This window comes from Chryseobacterium luteum, assembly GCF_000737785.1.
Classification (GTDB): domain Bacteria; phylum Bacteroidota; class Bacteroidia; order Flavobacteriales; family Weeksellaceae; genus Chryseobacterium; species Chryseobacterium luteum.
Map to the genome: position 1 here is coordinate 116,998 of NZ_JPRO01000012.1, position 16,376 is coordinate 133,373.

The 16,376-nt window shown below is 37.7% G+C and carries 19 protein-coding genes and 1 riboswitch; of the genes, 9 read left to right on the forward strand and 10 right to left on the reverse strand.

Annotation, left to right across the window (positions count from 1 at the left end):
- Positions 1 to 60 precede the first annotated feature (60 nt).
- The 4 genes from IX38_RS13345 to IX38_RS13360 all read right to left on the reverse strand — a co-directional run bounded on the left by IX38_RS13345 (position 61) and on the right by IX38_RS13360 (position 3,392).
- A complete protein-coding gene (locus IX38_RS13345; protein WP_034705795.1) occupies positions 61 to 843 on the reverse strand; it encodes an alpha/beta fold hydrolase in 783 nt (260 codons plus the stop codon).
- A gap of 6 nt (positions 844 to 849) precedes the next feature.
- Entirely contained in the window at positions 850 to 1,254 is a 405-nt protein-coding gene (locus tag IX38_RS13350) for a hypothetical protein (RefSeq protein WP_034705797.1), read from the reverse strand.
- Between the two features lie 17 nt (positions 1,255 to 1,271).
- On the reverse strand, positions 1,272 to 1,991 hold the full coding sequence (locus tag IX38_RS13355) for a pyridoxine 5'-phosphate synthase (RefSeq protein ID WP_034705798.1): 720 nt from the start codon (positions 1,989 to 1,991) through the stop codon (positions 1,272 to 1,274).
- A 132-nt stretch (positions 1,992 to 2,123) separates the two neighbouring features.
- A complete protein-coding gene (locus tag IX38_RS13360; RefSeq protein ID WP_034705799.1) occupies positions 2,124 to 3,392 on the reverse strand; it encodes a mechanosensitive ion channel family protein in 1,269 nt (422 codons plus the stop codon).
- A gap of 122 nt (positions 3,393 to 3,514) precedes the next feature.
- Here IX38_RS13360 and IX38_RS13365 point away from each other — a divergent pair, with 122 nt between their 5' ends.
- Together IX38_RS13365 and IX38_RS13370 are read left to right on the forward strand one after the other, a co-directional pair.
- Positions 3,515 to 4,006, forward strand: a complete 492-nt coding sequence (locus IX38_RS13365; protein ID WP_034705801.1) for a DUF456 domain-containing protein — start codon at positions 3,515 to 3,517, stop codon at positions 4,004 to 4,006.
- Positions 4,007 to 4,018: 12 nt separating this feature from the next.
- Entirely contained in the window at positions 4,019 to 4,525 is a 507-nt protein-coding gene (locus IX38_RS13370; protein WP_034705803.1) for a hypothetical protein, read from the forward strand.
- On the opposite strand, the gene IX38_RS13375 is transcribed toward IX38_RS13370, so the two are convergent.
- The 3 genes from IX38_RS13375 to IX38_RS13385 form a co-directional block, all read right to left on the reverse strand.
- Entirely contained in the window at positions 4,512 to 5,153 is a 642-nt protein-coding gene (locus IX38_RS13375) for a uracil-DNA glycosylase (protein ID WP_034705804.1), read from the reverse strand. The genes IX38_RS13370 and IX38_RS13375 overlap by 14 nt on opposite strands.
- Positions 5,154 to 5,177: 24 nt before the next feature.
- Complete coding sequence (locus IX38_RS13380; RefSeq protein ID WP_034705806.1) at positions 5,178 to 6,017, reverse strand: T9SS type A sorting domain-containing protein; 840 nt, start codon at positions 6,015 to 6,017, stop codon at positions 5,178 to 5,180.
- A 111-nt stretch (positions 6,018 to 6,128) separates the two neighbouring features.
- Complete coding sequence (locus IX38_RS13385; RefSeq protein ID WP_034705807.1) at positions 6,129 to 6,641, reverse strand: GNAT family N-acetyltransferase; 513 nt, start codon at positions 6,639 to 6,641, stop codon at positions 6,129 to 6,131.
- Positions 6,642 to 6,772: 131 nt separating this feature from the next.
- Between IX38_RS13385 and IX38_RS13390 the strand changes: the two genes are divergently transcribed.
- The 3 genes from IX38_RS13390 (at position 6,773) to IX38_RS13400 (ending at position 10,713) form a co-directional block, all read left to right on the forward strand.
- Positions 6,773 to 8,920: an endonuclease MutS2 gene (locus tag IX38_RS13390; protein ID WP_034705809.1), complete on the forward strand. Its 2,148-nt coding sequence runs from the start codon at positions 6,773 to 6,775 to the stop codon at positions 8,918 to 8,920.
- 265 nt (positions 8,921 to 9,185) lie between these two features.
- Complete coding sequence (locus tag IX38_RS13395) at positions 9,186 to 9,983, forward strand: hypothetical protein (protein WP_034705810.1); 798 nt, start codon at positions 9,186 to 9,188, stop codon at positions 9,981 to 9,983.
- 52 nt (positions 9,984 to 10,035) lie between these two features.
- Positions 10,036 to 10,213: riboswitch (cobalamin riboswitch) on the forward strand.
- 116 nt (positions 10,214 to 10,329) lie between these two features.
- Complete coding sequence (locus tag IX38_RS13400) at positions 10,330 to 10,713, forward strand: acyl-CoA thioesterase (protein WP_034705811.1); 384 nt, start codon at positions 10,330 to 10,332, stop codon at positions 10,711 to 10,713.
- A 133-nt stretch (positions 10,714 to 10,846) separates the two neighbouring features.
- Here IX38_RS13400 and IX38_RS13405 read toward each other — a convergent pair whose 3' ends face one another.
- Together IX38_RS13405 and IX38_RS13410 are read right to left on the reverse strand one after the other, a co-directional pair.
- Complete coding sequence (locus IX38_RS13405; protein ID WP_034705813.1) at positions 10,847 to 11,437, reverse strand: HD domain-containing protein; 591 nt, start codon at positions 11,435 to 11,437, stop codon at positions 10,847 to 10,849.
- Between the two features lie 206 nt (positions 11,438 to 11,643).
- Entirely contained in the window at positions 11,644 to 12,327 is a 684-nt protein-coding gene (locus IX38_RS13410; protein ID WP_034705815.1) for an XAC2610-related protein, read from the reverse strand.
- Positions 12,328 to 12,618: 291 nt separating this feature from the next.
- Here IX38_RS13410 and IX38_RS13415 point away from each other — a divergent pair, with 291 nt between their 5' ends.
- The 4 genes from IX38_RS13415 to IX38_RS13430 all read left to right on the forward strand — a co-directional run bounded on the left by IX38_RS13415 (position 12,619) and on the right by IX38_RS13430 (position 16,130).
- On the forward strand, positions 12,619 to 12,948 hold the full coding sequence (locus IX38_RS13415; RefSeq protein ID WP_034705817.1) for a PadR family transcriptional regulator: 330 nt from the start codon (positions 12,619 to 12,621) through the stop codon (positions 12,946 to 12,948).
- Between the two features lie 11 nt (positions 12,949 to 12,959).
- Entirely contained in the window at positions 12,960 to 14,678 is a 1,719-nt protein-coding gene (locus IX38_RS13420; protein WP_034705820.1) for a PspC domain-containing protein, read from the forward strand.
- A 311-nt stretch (positions 14,679 to 14,989) separates the two neighbouring features.
- Entirely contained in the window at positions 14,990 to 15,592 is a 603-nt protein-coding gene (locus IX38_RS13425) for a 1-acyl-sn-glycerol-3-phosphate acyltransferase (RefSeq protein ID WP_034705822.1), read from the forward strand.
- A gap of 106 nt (positions 15,593 to 15,698) precedes the next feature.
- Positions 15,699 to 16,130 carry a PaaI family thioesterase gene (locus tag IX38_RS13430; RefSeq protein ID WP_034705824.1) on the forward strand — a complete coding sequence of 144 codons (432 nt, stop codon included), beginning with the start codon at positions 15,699 to 15,701 and terminating at the stop codon, positions 16,128 to 16,130.
- A gap of 41 nt (positions 16,131 to 16,171) precedes the next feature.
- Here IX38_RS13430 and IX38_RS13435 read toward each other — a convergent pair.
- Positions 16,172 to 16,376, reverse strand: a 205-nt coding sequence (locus IX38_RS13435) for an integrase core domain-containing protein (RefSeq protein WP_034705825.1), incomplete at its 5' end; no start/stop codon positions are given.

The window sequence follows — 16,376 nt, forward strand, 5'->3', positions numbered from 1 at the left end:
GGGAAATAATATCTCATTTTAAGAAAATTTTAACTAAATCAACAGAAATACGAAATTAAATTAATTTAAATTCAGAAATTCCTTAACCACTTTCGCGAAGTCAACCGGATTTTCAGCCTGAACCCAATGTCCGGCATTTTTTACCGTAACAATCTTCGCTTTTGGGAACTGCTGCTTAATGCCGTATTCATCCTGTGGAAGGATATAATTGGATTTTTCGCCGGCAATAAATAAAGAATCACCCTCAAAAACCCCGAATTTCACAGCGTTGGAAACAAATTCGTTATATTTTTCAGATAAGGTTTTAAGGTTAAATCTCCAGTTTAGTTTCTTGTTATCATCCCAGTACAGGTTCTTTGCTAAAAACTGTATCGTCGATTTTTCCGGAATATACTGGCTTAATACCGCTTCTACATCTCCCCTTGAACCTACTTTATTGAAATCTACTGTTTCAAGGGCTTTAATAATTCCCTGATGATGCGGTGGATAAGCCTTTGGTGAAATGTCTACCACAATAAGTTTTTCAACTCTTTCAGGGTATTTTAATGCAAACTGCATCACCGCTTTTCCGCCTAAAGAATGTCCCAGAACATGGGCTTTCTGAATACCGTAATGATCCATATAGCGGGCAATATCATCTGCCAGATCATCATGGGACATACTTTCGGAATGAAAGCTTCTTCCATGATTTCTAAGGTCGATAAGATGTACGGGAAGGTATTCTCCCAGGTCTTTTCCAAAACTTCCCCAGTTGTCCAGCATTCCGAACAATCCGTGGAATACAAGAAGCGGCGTCACTGTAAGATTTTCGCCGAATATTTTTGAATTAAGTATATTATCCATAATGTATTAGTCTAAAAATGATGAAAAAAATTCTCCGACTGCCTGAAAAATGTCCCCAATATCCAGCCAGGATAAATCAATTTCTGTGTCAGAAAGCTCAGGAAAAACGAAATTCAGCCCTGCCGAAGAAATTCCGTCCAGCATGGTTTGCTTCATTTCAGCATAATCGCAGATTTCTCCCAAAGTTTTGTGATATGAATCAAAATCTTCATGTGAAGAGAAAACAGACATTCCCCAACAGGAATAATCAATTCCACTGCTTCCACCATTCCGTGAAGTTTTCTGACTAGCCTTTTTTACTTCTTCGGGTTTATAAAAATCTTTTTTACCGTAATCATCTACAAGAATACTTCCTATATCTTTAATGTATTTCTTCCTGTCTTCCGGCAAGGGTGTACAAAATTCTTTCATCTTACTTAATAATCAAATTACCAGGCCGCCAATCTTTTCAAATAGGCCTGGACCGTATTCTCAAGCCCCATGTAAAGCGCTTCTGAAATCAAAGCATGCCCGATGGAAACTTCAAGAAGGTTTGGGATATTGTCGGCAAAATATTTCAAATTTTCCAGGCTCAGATCATGTCCCGCATTGATTCCCACACCGAATTCTGTTGCGGCAACCGCTGTATCGTAATAAGGCTTTATAGCCTGTTCTTTATTGGTAAGATAATTTTTTGCGTAGGCTTCCGTATACAGTTCAATCCTGTCTGCTCCTGTTTTTGCAGCATGTTCTACGAGTTCAGGCAGCGGATCAAGAAAAACAGAGGTACGGATTCCTGCATTTTTGAACTCTGCAATAATTTCCGTCAGAAAGTCGAAGTGCTTTTTGGTGTCCCAGCCGGCGTTGGATGTAATTGCATCGTCTGCATCGGGAACCAGCGTTACCTGTTCCGGTTTTACTTCCAGAACCATATCAATAAAAGAGCGGTGCGGATTTCCTTCAATATTGAATTCAGTGGTAACAAGCGGCTTCAGATCATAGACATCTTTTCTTGTGATGTGTCTTTCATCAGGCCTGGGATGGATGGTGATTCCCTGTCCTCCGAATTCCTGGATCTTCACGGCAGCTTCTGTTACGCTTGGGGTTTCGCCTCCTCTTGCATTTCTTAATGTCGCAATTTTATTAATGTTTACGCTTAGTTTTGTCATTTCTTTATTTAGATGTTATTTTTTAAGAAATCAGATATTAGGGTTTAGAAATTAATTTTGGGGGTTATTTCTATTTCTCTAAAACCGGGTAGAATCCCGCTAACTTCGGATTTCCAGCTTCCAACTTCTTTTTTATACCTTTACACTTATCTGCATCACCTGAAGATCAAATTCTTTGGAGGCCACCAGCAGATGGTCGAAAATATCAGCCTGGATCTGCTCGAAATGCTCCCATTTGGAATCATTGGCAAAACAGTATACTTCAAGAGGAAGTCCCTGTGGTGTAATATCCAGCTGGCGGACCATCTTGGACCCGTTCTGATCGATATCAGGATCATTTTCTATATATTTCTGGGCATAATACCTGAAAACCCCGATATTCGTAAGCTGCCTTCCGTTAATCGTTTTATCCTTATGGGCCAGGTCCTGTTTCTCTTTTTCTATTTCCAGCGTTTTTTCTTTGAGATAATCTGAGATCAGGTTAATGTCTTTTAAACGTTCAATATCTTCTTCATTTAAAAATTTAAAAGAATTGATATTGAAATAAATGGATTTTTTAATTCTCCTTGTATTGGATTCGGACATCACCTGTAGGTTTCTGATTTCTGTGGTCAAAAGGTCATAGGTGGGAATTGTTGAAACGGTTTTATCAAAATTCATAACCTTAGTTGTCAGAAGGCTTATATCCACGATGTTTCCTTCCATACTGTATTTTGGGATGCTTACCCAGTCTCCTACTTTAAGATTTTTTGAAGTGGCAACGTGTATCCCAGTTACAAAACCTAAAATGGTATCTCTGAAAACCAGTACCAGCACAGCAGTAATAGCACCAAGGCTTCCGACAATAGTGGTTCCTTTAATCCCAAATATCACGCATATTCCCACCACGGAAAAGACGAAGATTCCTAAGATTTTTACGGTTTCCGAAATGGCATTCAGGGTCATGATCTTATAAAAATCCTGCTTTATAGTGAAATAATTCCTGAAACCCGTTAATGACCGGTAAAGCATACCAGCAAGAATCAGTACCAGTCCTAAATTGACAGACCTGTTGATGAAAATATTTGTTTTAGGCAGGGCCGTTGCAGGAAATATAGAGGGATGGATCCCTCCTACAACCAAAAGCGCGGCAAAATGGGCCACAGAATTAGAAATCTTGGACTGATAAACCGACCGGATGACCGGATATTTTTCATCACTCCTGAAAAATCTGAAAACAAAATTAATGGCAAATTTAAAAACAAAATCCACCACTAAAAATACCGCACCAAGCAATGCCAGCTTGATAATAATATGAACCACCCAATCCATTCCCCCGGGCGTTACCTGGCTGATGTAGATGTAAAGCTGATCACTTATTTCCTGTAAAAAATTCTTGGTATCCTGTATTTCGTCTTTCATTACAGCAAATTTATAAAATTAAGAATGATGATGTTACTATTGATAATCAATTTTCATCCCAAATAGCAAAAAGGCTCCTGCAAATCTTCTTTTTTCCTATCTTGCATTCATAATTGTAAAGAATGGATACAGCCTTAATTAATATTCTCTGTCTTATTTTATTGTTTCTAGGGATGCTGGGAACGTTCCTGCCAGTGCTTCCAGGCCTTGTACTGAGTATCTGTGGTCTTCTGATCTATAAATTCGGAACCGATGCCGATCTGCCGATGATCTATATCTGGGCATTCGGAATACTTACAGTTATTTCTGTGGTGCTGAGCTACGTAATTCCCGCAAAAACCAACAGGAAATACGGAGGAACACGCTGGGGAAGTATAGGTTCAATCATCGGGACCATTGTAGGGATCTTTATTCCTATTCCTTTAGGATTTCTGATAGGAATGTTTGCCGGGGTATTTATCGGGGAACTTCTTCATGACAGCAAGGATATGAACAAGGCCCTGCAATCCACTAAAGGTGCGTTTATCGGCTTTATTTACGGAACAGGTTTCAGCCTCGTGGTGGGTGTGGCAATGTTTTTGGTAGTAGTTTTAGATATGCTTGATATTATTTAAAAAAAAGAAAATATGTTCCATAAAGCCATCATATTCAGCCTGGGAATGCTGACCTTAGCAGGCTGCAACGCCCAAAAGAAGACAAAAACCCCGGAATCTACTGAAACAGCAGCCGGTACAAAAGGAAATAAGCCTTCAGTACAAAAAGGGGATATCATTTATTTTAATCAGGGAGAAAATAAATTCCTGAAAGAGTATGAAATGAATGTGACCTTCAAAGGTATTTCTGAAGACAGCCGCTGCCCTGAAGGAGTAAGCTGCATATGGGCGGGAGCCGCTGTAGCACAGGTAGAAGTGATGGGGACCTACTCACGGCCTATGGTACTATATCTTGCCACTACAGAAAATGCAGGACGAAATTACCGCAAATCTCAGGAGTTCAACGGGTATACTCTCTCACTGGAAGAGGTAAGTCCGTTTCCTAAATCTGACGGCGGAACAAAAGCCCTGGAAGGAAAATACAAAATCGGGATTAAAATCACAAAAACTTACGGATCACCAACCTCTACCACGAAATAGGCTTCTTCCCTTTTGAAACCAGGTATTCATTAATTTTAGAGAAAGGTTTGCTTCCGAAAAATCCTCTGTGAACAGAAAACGGAGAGGGATGCGCAGATTTTAATATAAAATGTTTAGCCGGATCAATAAGTTCGGCTTTTTTCTGTGCAAAAGCTCCCCAAAGAACGAAAACCACGTTTTCTTTTTTATCTGAAATTTCTTTGATGATAAAGTCTGTGAACTTCTCCCAGCCTAAATCCTTATGCGAGTTTGGTGAATGGGCACGTACCGTTAAGGTGGCGTTCAATAATAAAACACCTTGTTTGCCCCAGTCATCCAGCTCTTTTGAAGTTCTTTCTACTCCAATATCGTTTTTAAGTTCAATAAAAATATTTTTAAGCGAAGGCGGTGCCGTAACCTGTTCTGAAACGGAAAAACACAATCCATTGGCCTGAAGATCGTTATGGTAAGGATCCTGTCCGATGATCACTACCTCAATATCATCAAAAGGTGTAATTTCCAATGCTCTGAAAATCTGGCTTTTGGGCGGAAAAACTTTTGTCGTTGCGTATTCGTGTTTTACTTTTTCCCAAAGGCTGGTAAAGTATTCTGTATTTTTTATCGGGGCTAAAACTTCTGTCCAGGTCATTATCAACTATTAATTAAGAATATTTTACTCTTTTGTAATTTTTTTAGAAAAAACAGTTCCATCATTCAATGTATAATGTATCATGTATACACCTTTTGGCAGCACTGATAAATCCATTTTATTATCAGTTATTTTAATATTTAGCTTTTTTCCGCTAAGATCGTATAATTCAATATTCTTAACATTCTTATATTTGAAAAAGACATCTCCTTTGGTAGGATTTGGATATATGGCTAATTGATCATTGATAATATCGCCTTTTATATTATTGATAGCTAACAGACCTGTTGTACAGGTTTTGTTGATAGTAAGAGGTGTATCATAATAATCAAATGATGTAGTCCACGCATTATTTACAAATGTTCTTAATCCAATAGCATCAGTTTTATGAAGTAGCCATTGGTATACAACCAGTTGGTCACCTGGTGTCTTTAACATATAACCAAACCATACCTTGCTTCCAATATTACTATTCACGGGACTAAACGGCAACGGTACAACAACTTTGTAAGATGTTACTGTAAGACCAGATCCTCCACTGCTACCCAGATATATAACAGAAGTTGGAACAACATCATGACTCTCTATTAAATTCCCTGGACCTCCATTTTGATCTTTATATAGATAAACTGTACCCTGACTTACCTGTTGTGTTGAACCTATTGTGAGTACATATATTTCAGCAGAACTAAAATTTACTGTTGTATTGTTTTCAATATCAAAATCAATGGCATGAATAGCTTGATTAGGATGTGTTAAACTTCCACTAGCGTTAATAGGAGGTGGAGAAAATATATAATCACATGTATTTTGCGAAAAAGCATGCATATAAGCAAGTATAGCAAATAATAATAATTTCTTCATGATATTTGTTTTTATGTTTTCGTAATCTACAAAAATATATTTTTTTAAGAAAACTTTTAAATAAATTAATAAAAATTCATACGAATTTGAACATGATTATATTGTCTGGAATCATATAAAATCTTTTTTCAAGCTGAAAACAATATTATCCGGAAAACCTTCATCTGTTCTACCCTCTTCCAAAACAAAACTATGCTTCAAAAGAAGACCTTTCGAGTTTTCATTGAACCTACTGGTAAAAGCTAAAATTTCCTGCAGATGTAAATTATTAAATCCATCATCTAAAACAGCTTTCAGGGCTTCAGACATAATTCCTTTTCTGTGATATTCTGGCAATAGTTCATAACCGACCTCAGCTGTTTTCCTGTCTTCGGAAAACTTCCAGAGACAAATGGTTCCGATAAGATTGGATTGACCTTTATAAGAGATTCCAAAAAAAATAATTTCCTTACTCTGAGTCCTTTTTTTGATGCTTAAAATAAATTCCAACGCATCATAATTGGATTTTGGAGAAACTCTTTTAACGAATTGATTAATCCGTGGATTGCTTCGGATTTTCAGAATATCTTCAGTGTGGCTTTCATTAACTGCGTTCAGGATCAATCGTTCGGTTTCTATTTTCATCTTTCAAATGTACTAAAAACAGATGATCAAAAATTACCTTATCTCCCGCTTAAATACAGCCAACCATTCAAATTAACTCATTTTCAAATTGTCACATCAGCAAATTCACATTTTCTCACTAAATTTGCAGGGTGTATATAAATAAAGAAGATTTAAACGAATTAGAGTTTCCGCAATTGCTCGCGGAAATCTCTCCATTTGCGTATTCTCCGAAAACGAGAGAAAAAATTCTTCAACTTCGTCCCATGGAAATTGACGAGGCGGAACTTTCACTGAAAAAAACGTCGGAATATCTTTCGAGTTTTGAAAGTTCAAATGCAATTCCGTTTGATGAATATGAAGATATCGAAAATGAGCTGAAATTAATGCTGATTGAGAATTACCGTCTGGAAAACAGTGCTTTCATTAAAATAAAAACCTTAACCGAACAGATAGGAAAACTTCAGAAGTTTTTCCCAAGCATGCCGGACACCTTTCCTACTTTAACAGGTGATGTTTCTGTGCTTGAATTCAAAAAAGAGATCATTGATAAGATTGATAAGGTCTTTAACCGTTTTGGGGAGGTAAAAAGTGATGCCTCGCCTGTTTTAAAAGAGCTCAGAGCTGAGATCCAGCACGCTAAAAAAGCGATCCAGGAGAATTTCAACCGCGCGCTGTTCAATTACGGACAAAGTGATTTTCTGGACGACATCAAGGAAACCATTCTTGAAGACCAACGGGTTTTAGCTGTAAAATCCGCGTATAAAAAAAGAGTTGCCGGAAGGGTTTTAGGACTTTCAAAAACAGGTTCTATTACCTATATTCAGCCCGACAGTGTTGTAAAACATTATTTCAAGCTGCGTGAAAGTGAAGAGGAAGAGAAAAAAGAGATAGACAAGATCCTGAGAAAACTGACCGCGGAACTGGCGGAATTCCAGCCTCAGCTGTGGAGATACCAAATCTATATTTTTGACCTTGACCTTACGAGAGCCAAAGCGAAATTTGCTGAACTTGTTAATGGAATCCTTCCCAAGATCAACCGCCACAGAACATTAAAACTTAAAGATGCATACCATCCTCTGTTATGGCTCAGAAATAAAGTAGAAAACAAAACCATTTACCCACAAAGCCTGGCATTGACGGATCACAACAGAATTATCTGTATCTCGGGACCGAATGCAGGAGGAAAATCCATCACCCTGAAAACAGTCGGACTGCTTCAGCTGATGATCCAGAGCGGAATTCTGGTGCCGGTACATCCGAGGTCTGAAATGTTTTTCTTTGAAAAGGTCATGACGGATATCGGAGATAACCAGTCGATCGAAAACCATCTGTCCACCTATTCGTCAAGGTTAAAAAAAATGTCCGGTATCATCCGTGAAGCTGATGCCAATACATTGCTGCTGATTGATGAATTTGGAACCGGATCAGATCCAGAACTTGGCGGTGCGCTGGCAGAAAGCTTCATGGAGTATTTCTATGATAAAAAGAGTTTTGCAATCATTACCACGCACTATACGAATATTAAACTGGTGATAGAACAGCTTCCAAACGCTGAAAATGCAGCCATGCTTTTTGATGAGGAAACCCTGGAGCCGATGTATAAACTGGAAGTGGGACAGGCAGGAAGCTCATTCACTTTTGAGGTGGCAGAGAAAAACAGGATTCCAAGATTCATTATTCATGCGGCGAAAAAGAAGGTAGAACATGATATTGTCAATCTCGATAAAACGATCGTAAAACTTCAGCAGGAAAAATTTGAGGTTGAAAAACTGAGAACTGATCTGGCCGAAAGAAAAGAATCTGTGGAAGACAAGCGCGACAATCTTCAAAAACTTAATGAGCAGCTGCAGCAGAAACTGTTCAGTTTCCAGAAATTGTACGAGGAGGAACACCGTAAGCTGCAGTTCGGAAATAAAATTGAAACGTTCATCGACAGTTACGTAAAAGGTAAATCGAGAAAAGATGTGGTGAAGGATTTTGTAAAGCTGCTTGAACAGGAAAAATTCAGGAAAATAGGCGCTGATAAAGATGAATCAAAACGTCTTCAGGTTGTTAAAAGAAAGATCACGCAACAGCTTAAGAAGGAAGATGTGATTGAAAAGATCGCCGAAACCAATGAAAAGCTGGAGGAAAAACGCAAAACCGACCGTGCAGTCTGGATGAAGGAAGGCCAGCGTGTCCGTATTCCGGGAAGCACCAGTGTAGGAACCATTGAGAAAATTTCCAGGAATAAAGTGGTCGTAAACTACGGAACTTTTAAAACGACGATTAATGCGGACGAACTGGAAAGGATTTAATAAAAAAGTAATCTGATAATTGTTCTGATTTACATATTATAACTTTCAAAATACATGATAGCGCTGAGTTTTTCAGCGCTATTTTTTTATTTTTCACTGAATTTCCGATAAGGTTTTCTTAACTTTTTGAATAATGAATAACTTTGATATGAAGAATTTGACACCTTTCCCTTGAATTTTGGTAATTTTAATCAAATACCGTTATATTTTACTGATCAAAAAAACATTTAATTTATATATTTGAGGGATCAAAAAATTTCATAAAATGATTTCCATTAACAAAGCATTGTACCTATCCGCTTTCAGTCTTTTTTCCTTAGCATTTGTCAAGGGGCAGAGCAAAGTTCCTTTTGGTGTCGTAAAAGCTGAAGAAGGCTATGCCAATGTGCGTGTCCACAAGGATGATTACAGAAAAATCGTAGACAAAATCCGGATGCGTAAAGGTGATGTATTTGTTTATGTAAAACCAGCTCCGGGAGAAACGGAATGGGTATGGATCAAATATCCCGAAAAGCAGGATGAGGAAAAACCTTTTGTGAGATACGAGAATCTTGAGAAGGAAGGAATGGTCAATAAGGGACGTATTGCCTTTATAGATCAGCTTCCACCGTTTACCCCTTCCAAATCCAAGAACGGGAAATCACTTATTTTCACAGATAACAGCAACCCCAAAATACCTACTTCGCAGAGAACCAAGGTGGTTATTGACGTTTATCCGTCCAATGCCGGTTACAGAAAACAGGAAAAAGACGCAGACGGAAAGATCCTTACGATAGATAAAATAAAACCATGGGGAATCAAGGACGGACTTCCTGAAGGGATGACGGAAATTAAGTCCATCAGGGTTCAGCAGCCGGGAAGAGGGTCAGTTTTTGTAAGAGAAGCTATTAAAAATATGTTCCAGCCTACTATGGATTTCAACAATGTCGGGGTCACAGCTCTTGACAATGATCATATTTATCTTTATATGATCAACGGTTCCGGCGAAAACAGATATGTCACGCTTTGGACGATCAAGGAAGGAAGGGTAATGAGCCAGATTATTTACAATAATCCGGAATAATTGCTGTTGTTTTCTGTAATATTCTTATTTTTGCCCTGAAAAAGTTTAACGCTAATTCATCACAGAAACAGGCTCTGCCTAACGCAGATTAAAAGGGAACCGTGTGAAAATCACGGACTGTCGCGCAACTGTAAGTAACTGAAGTCTTTATCAAGAATCCACTGTGCAGGGTACGGGAAGGAGATAAAGATGTTACAAGTCAGGAGACCTGCCTATTTCTTTAAACAAGAAACTTTCGCGATTTGAAGTTTATTGATCTGATGGACTGCTTCAGGAATTCCTATGGTTCCTGTCACTGTTCTGTTATTTTGATAGTATTTCATTTCGTATTAATTAATAATGAAATATGACTACAGAAGAAAGAATTGCAGCATCCGAAACCAGAATTTTTAAAGCGGTTTTCCCCAACACTACCAACCACTATGATACTCTTTTCGGAGGTACGGCTATGCAGCTGATGGATGAAGTAGCTTTTATCACTGCAACACGTTTTGCAAGAAAAAGAGTGGTAACCGTAAGCAGCGATAAAATTGATTTTAAAAAACCTATCCCTGCAGGAACTATTGTAGAACTGATCGGGAAGGTTTCCTATGTCGGAAATACCAGTATGAAAGTGAATGTAGAAATCTATACGGAACAGATGTACTCTTATGAAAGAGAAAGAGCTATTGTGGGTGATTTTACGTTTGTGGCTATTGATGAATTTAAGAAACCAATCAGAATACTATAAATGATGTGTTTCGGGGCGGCCTGCGGCCGCCCCGAAACTATCCACAAACTGCTAAACAGCAATATTTCTGAAGAATTGTTTTGCCTCGATAAGTAATGGACAGGCAATCTAAAAATCTTTGTCTTGCGATACTCTACCTAACAACCTTATCAGTATCCAGACTTCTGCTCAGTAAAGTTTCAAAAGCTTCTCCCATCTCATCCGATGCTCTAGTAATGGCATTTTCAAGCATATTTCTGATCTGCTTTTCGGTAACGCCGGCTTCCGTCCAGCTTTTTCCTGAAGTGTGGGAATTTAAAATAAACGGCATGATACGGTCAATAGAACAGGCAAAAATAGCATCCGGGGTTCTTTCTTCCTCAAATTCAAGCCATAATTCAAAAAACTCTGTACGTAGAGGTTCGTCCAGGATTCCGAAAATTTTCTGTGCTGAAACTTTTTCCCTCTCAAACTTTCCTATCATGGCTTCTTCATCAAAAAGAAAAGTATCCCCTGCTTCTATTTCCACCAGATCATGAATGGAAAGCATTCTTATTACTCTTAAAAGATCAATATCTGCGCGGTTTTTAGCGTATGGATAAAGGATCTGGGCCAGAATAATAATCTGCCATGAATGTTCCGCCGTATTTTCTCTCCTGGAATCATCGGCATTGTAGTTTCTTCTCTGTACGTTTTTCAAAGCATCTACTGCCAGGATAAAATCGATTTCCTTCTGTATCTTCATTATTTATTATTCGAATTTGTTTTAATTTTTTTGTTGGAAAATCGCAAAGGCGCAAAGCTCAAACTGTATGGATGTTTTAAGGCGCAGGAAAATCAAAGATTTTCAGCAAAAACTTTATAATAAAAAGTTAGAAATTTTATTGCAAATAAAATCTTTGCGCCTTTGCGATTGGCCAACTATAGATATAAGTTCAAACAGATTTATTCTTATAATTTGGATGATTTTTTAATTATCCATTTATTATTGATCTTTTCTTTTATGGTTATTTTGGGTGGCTCCTGGGTCAAATCTACAATTTTTTCGTAAACAAGATCCAGCCCTTTATTGGGAATCACCTGGTATTCGTAAGCATAATGTAAAGAAGCTCCTGATCTTGCATAAGCGGTCAATCGTTTGCGTTTGGGATCTACCTCAAACATCCCCTGATATGCGCTGGCAATTTCCGTAAGCTCTTTGCTTGGAACAAACTGATTCCTGGTCGAATTAAAAACATACACATCATAAGAAGCACTTCCATAGTTTCCCCCGTTTCCGTTTCTCAAAGCCACATCCTCTGCCCCGTCAAAATTAAAATCTCCAAACACCACAGGGCTGTCGTGGATCATTTTGGAAGTAAGCGGTATTGTATTTATTTTTGAAGGGGTAAAGGGCTCTTTAAAATATAAAACCAGATCATCTGAAACCAGCGTCTGTATTTTTTCCCCGTTTTTATTGAACAAGATCACATTTGCTTTATGCCCGCATTGATCAGTAAGGCATTCTTCAATATTAATTTCAGCATTATATTTTTCGGATGCATCTTCAATAGCAAAACGATACTGCCCGGAATACAGAGGTCCCAACAGCAGCAATGCAGATAAGGACCGGTAAAATAGAAATGTATTTTTCATTGGTGATTAAGTAATGGATTTCAAAAAAAACCTGAACAAAAATACAAATCGTGGATCACAATCTGAAATTTTTTCATCTTATTTTAACCTTATTTTCTCTGATGTAAATTTGCATTAAAAATTTATTTAATTGACAATCAATACATTAAACTATTTAGTTTGAAAATTTCACTACTTTGTATTGCATATTACCATTTTAATTACATATCTTTGTAATGTAAAATCGGAATAGGTTCATCTAGCTAGGAACATTATTCTGAAAATATAACTAATTAACAAAACTTATTAAAGATGAATACTGAAAATACCAAAGCGCAGATGCGCAAAGGAATTCTGGAATTCTGTATTTTAAGTCTCATCAATCATCGTGAAATGTATGTTTCCGACCTTATCGATGAACTTAAAAAAGGAAAACTGGATGTAGTGGAAGGAACCCTCTATCCTCTTCTTACAAGACTGAAAAACGGCGAGTTCCTTTCCTACAGATGGGAAGAATCTACAGGAGGACCTCCAAGAAAATATTACCAGATCACAGAAAAAGGAAAGCTTTTCTTGCACGAACTTCAAAATACCTGGGCAGAACTGACAGCGTCAGTAAACCAAATTACTCAAAAAATTTAAAAAACAAAGCTATGAACAAGACACTCTCAATAGGACTCGCAGGTTTTTCTTTCACTATAGAAGAACACGCATATATAAAGCTCAGCGATTACCTGAACGCACTGAGAAGCTCACTGGATGCTTCAGAGGAAGAGGAGGTAATGCATGATATAGAAATAAGAATGGTAGAAATCTTCAGAGATTCTTTAGGAAAACGCGAAGTGATCAACGATACAGACGTAGAAAAAGTAATCGCACAGATCGGATCTCCTGAAAAAATCGAAGAACAGGAAGAGGCTTATTACTCTGAAAAAAACAGCAAAAGAACACAGCAGGCAGGAGCCGAATACACTGATAAAAAACAGCTGTTCCGTGATCCTGAGAGACAAAAAATTGCAGGAGTATGCGCAGGTCTTGCCCATTATGTAGGAATGGACATTACTGCAATGAGAGCTATCTGGCTGGGTATCTTTATCCTGGGAATTTTCACAGCAGCCATTTCTTCTACACTGATCGGCCTTCTGTATGTGATTCTCTGGATCGTACTTCCAAAAGCAGAAACAGCTGCCGATTTCCTGAAAATGAAGGGAAAGCCTATGAACTTCGACAATCTTAAGAGTGAATCTAATAAATTGGTTCAGTTTGCCAACGAATCTACACAGAGAGTCGGAGAAATGTACAACGAAACAAAGCCTTACATCAATAATGCAGGCAGCGGAGTATGGAATATTCTGAAATACTTTATAGGAGGAATCTTTGTACTTATGGCTATAGGAAGCATCATCGGTATATTCGTGATCTTCGGATTATTCGGTATGGATGCAGACTTTCCGGGTGCCAATGAAATGAGATTCTATATGGATGAAAACGGTCTGGACAAGGTACTGGTAGCCATTATGATCATCGGATGTTTAATTCCTACTATCCTGTTCAGTTTATTGAGCATAAAAATATTTTCACCAAAGACCAAACTTAGAAATATAGGATGGGTCATCGGAGGACTGTTTCTTTTACTGATAGGACTTGGAACTTATTTCGGAGTAAGTATGGCTAAGAAAAACCTGATCTACAAAGGAAGTAAGGAAGACACAGAAAATATTGCCATCAACACTGCATCAGACACACTTTATGTAGATTTGAAACAGGTGAATATTCCTCAGAATTTTACAGCCTATGACGATGATATTTATTCTGATAAAAAATCGGTTTACAAAGAAGACTATATCTATGTGGAGGTAACGAGAAAGCCCGAGGTAAAAACACCTTACCTGATCATCAAAAAAGAAGGAAACGGCTATAATGTTCCGATTCAGGTGAACGTACCTGTGGAAATAGTTGGTAATAAAGTAATGCTTCCCAACTATATCAAATATCCATACGAGCACAGATTCAGACATTACAGAGTAGATTATGAGCTGGTAGTTCCTCAAAATTCAGTAATAATTCCTTTAAAGAAAGACAGCATGAGCTTTGACGGGGATCTGAACGGAGACGGTATTAATGATGACGACCAGGAAGAAGATGAGAATGGTAAGATCAGAATCGAAAAAAATAAGATCTCTGTAAACGGTTCTACTATTGAGTATAATTCTAATGATAAGGACAGCATCATTATCAACGGAAAAAAAGTTCCCAATTCACAGGCTGATAAAGTGATGGATTCTATGAAATCCTCTATCAAAAAGATGAATAAAAATGTAGACATCAAAATCAAAGATGGTAAAGACGAAATTTCCATACAAACTAAATAATTAACTTCAGAGAGTGCAGGAGGTGTGAATGGAAGACAACCGTTTGAAATTCACACTCTTCTTCTCTCAGAAAACCGAAAAAATATTATTATTTAGTTCATTATATTAAAAAAATGTCATACATTCGTGTAGTTAAAAATATTTAACCAAATCATTTAAAAAAAACCTTAACCATGGTACAAATTGCATTAGAAATTGTAATGAAAATCGTAGATTTAATCAGCGGTTTGTTTTAAGAGCGATAATATTTCAATATATTTGTAAAGTATAACCTGTTTGGTTATACTTTTTTGTTTTTAATCTGAAGATATATGAAAAAATTCATAGGTAAATTGATGTTAAAGATCCTGGGCTGGAAAGTCGTTCTGCAGGGCGATGCAAAAAGCCTGGACAGATGTATCCTTGTAGTGGCACCCCACACCCACAACATGGAATATCTGTTGGGAAACCTTGCCTATTGGTCGCTGGGAAAACCTTTGAAAATCATCATCAAAGATGCCCATACAAAAGCATGGTACGGGAGTATTGTAAGAGGCCTGGGGGGAATCGGGATCGACAGGACCCAGAAAAATGACCTGGTGAGTTTTGTAGCGAAACAGTTTGAAAAAGAAGATTTCAGTCTTGTGATCACACCGGAAGGTACCAGAAGCTGGGTTCCGAAATGGAGAAAAGGATTCTATCATATGGCATTAGCCGCAAAAGTCCCTATTGTTCTCGCAGCCGGCGATTTCAAAAGAAATATTGTTTATTTAGGCTATACTATTCCTTATGAAAGGATTGCTTCTGTTCCTTTTTCCGAAATTATGGAGGAGATTCAGGAGTATTATATCAAAAATGACATCGGGCCTAAAATCCCTGCCAACTGGAACCCGAATATTATGGGAACAGGCAATGAAGAAGAAGTTAGAAGTTAGAAGTTAGAAGTTAGAAGTTAGAAGTTAGAAGTTAGAAGTTAGCGAAATTACTTTTATCCATCCGATCATCAATTATCATTCATTATTTATCATTTACACTCATCCAATGAAAGGTCAGACTAAAGAAGAGCTCCTTACGTTCTTAAACAGCTGGGGAAACGGCGTAACATTAGCGAAAACACTTGAAATACAATTCATCGATATTGACGTTGAAAATGAAACCCTGACAGCTACAATGCCGGTACAGCCAAAGGTGCATCAGCCTTTTGGAATTCTGCACGGAGGAGCAAGTTGTGTTCTGGCAGAAACATTAGGGTCAAGCCTGTCCAATATTTTTATAGACGGCAACAAATATTACGGAGTAGGAACGAATATCAATTCCAACCACCTGAAAAGCAAAAAAGACGGAATAGTAACGGCTACTGCACGTTTTATCAGAAAAGGAAAAACGATGCATGTCTCTGAAATTGAGATCAGGGATGAAAAAGGAATACTCATCAACCATACTACGATGACCAACAATATTATTCTTAGATAGTTAGAAATACCTGAGTCGTCCTAAAATAGGTTGACACTAAATTAAACAATATTACTATCCGGAGGAATTATTCTTTCTCCGGATTTTTTATGCACCATATCCGGTGTTTTCATCTTAAGACTAAGATGTGGTCTTCTTGCATTGTAAAGATAAATGCTTTCTTTAACCAGTAGATTTAGATCCTTTATATTATTTGTTCTATAGAAAAGGAACTCTTGTTTTAGAATACCATTTACCCTTTCAGCC

Coding starts and splice junctions, on each gene's coding strand:
- IX38_RS13345 (WP_034705795.1), bottom strand. CDS start 843: ATGGATAATATACTTAATTCAAAAATATTCGGCGAAAATCTTACAGTG.
- IX38_RS13350 (WP_034705797.1), bottom strand. CDS start 1,254: ATGAAAGAATTTTGTACACCCTTGCCGGAAGACAGGAAGAAATACATT.
- IX38_RS13355 (WP_034705798.1), bottom strand. CDS start 1,991: ATGACAAAACTAAGCGTAAACATTAATAAAATTGCGACATTAAGAAAT.
- IX38_RS13360 (WP_034705799.1), bottom strand. CDS start 3,392: ATGAAAGACGAAATACAGGATACCAAGAATTTTTTACAGGAAATAAGT.
- IX38_RS13365 (WP_034705801.1), top strand. CDS start 3,515: ATGGATACAGCCTTAATTAATATTCTCTGTCTTATTTTATTGTTTCTA.
- IX38_RS13370 (WP_034705803.1), top strand. CDS start 4,019: ATGTTCCATAAAGCCATCATATTCAGCCTGGGAATGCTGACCTTAGCA.
- IX38_RS13375 (WP_034705804.1), bottom strand. CDS start 5,153: ATGACCTGGACAGAAGTTTTAGCCCCGATAAAAAATACAGAATACTTT.
- IX38_RS13380 (WP_034705806.1), bottom strand. CDS start 6,017: ATGAAGAAATTATTATTATTTGCTATACTTGCTTATATGCATGCTTTT.
- IX38_RS13385 (WP_034705807.1), bottom strand. CDS start 6,641: ATGAAAATAGAAACCGAACGATTGATCCTGAACGCAGTTAATGAAAGC.
- IX38_RS13395 (WP_034705810.1), top strand. CDS start 9,186: ATGATTTCCATTAACAAAGCATTGTACCTATCCGCTTTCAGTCTTTTT.
- IX38_RS13400 (WP_034705811.1), top strand. CDS start 10,330: ATGACTACAGAAGAAAGAATTGCAGCATCCGAAACCAGAATTTTTAAA.
- IX38_RS13405 (WP_034705813.1), bottom strand. CDS start 11,437: ATGAAGATACAGAAGGAAATCGATTTTATCCTGGCAGTAGATGCTTTG.
- IX38_RS13410 (WP_034705815.1), bottom strand. CDS start 12,327: ATGAAAAATACATTTCTATTTTACCGGTCCTTATCTGCATTGCTGCTG.
- IX38_RS13415 (WP_034705817.1), top strand. CDS start 12,619: ATGAATACTGAAAATACCAAAGCGCAGATGCGCAAAGGAATTCTGGAA.
- IX38_RS13420 (WP_034705820.1), top strand. CDS start 12,960: ATGAACAAGACACTCTCAATAGGACTCGCAGGTTTTTCTTTCACTATA.
- IX38_RS13425 (WP_034705822.1), top strand. CDS start 14,990: ATGAAAAAATTCATAGGTAAATTGATGTTAAAGATCCTGGGCTGGAAA.
- IX38_RS13430 (WP_034705824.1), top strand. CDS start 15,699: ATGAAAGGTCAGACTAAAGAAGAGCTCCTTACGTTCTTAAACAGCTGG.